Origin of the sequence: Streptomyces sp. RPT161 (assembly GCF_027533845.1) — a bacterium.
Lineage (GTDB): Bacteria > Actinomycetota > Actinomycetes > Streptomycetales > Streptomycetaceae > Streptantibioticus_A > Streptantibioticus_A silvisoli_A.
The window spans coordinates 1-329 of sequence record NZ_JAPZVN010000122.1; the positions used below are offsets into that span (position 1 = coordinate 1).

The 329-nt window shown below is 63.5% G+C and carries 1 protein-coding gene; it reads left to right on the forward strand.

The window, feature by feature from the left end:
- Window positions 1–64: 64 nt before the first annotated feature.
- A partial coding sequence (locus O5O46_RS35190) for an acyltransferase domain-containing protein (RefSeq protein ID WP_269859759.1) occupies window positions 65–329 on the forward strand: 265 nt, incomplete at its 3' end.

Here is a 329-nt window from a genome sequence, read left to right on the forward strand (position 1 = left end):
CCTCGCGCCGATTACCCCGCAGTCGTCTGTGGTGCCGGTGTATTCGTCGGTGACCGGAGAGCTCATGGACACCGGGGAGTGGGGCGCGGAGTACTGGTACCGGAATCTTCGGAATACGGTGTTGTTTGAGAAGGCTCTCACGGCTGCTTTGGATGCCCGTGCCAGCGCGGTGGTTGAGGTCGGTCCGCATCCGGTGTTGCTTCCCGCAGTCCAGGACATTGTGGAACAGCGCGAGGACACTGCGACGGCGGTGGGCACGTTGCGTCGTGGTGAGGGAAACCTCCACCAGATGGTGTCGGCCGTGGCACAGGTGTATGCGGATGGCGTGC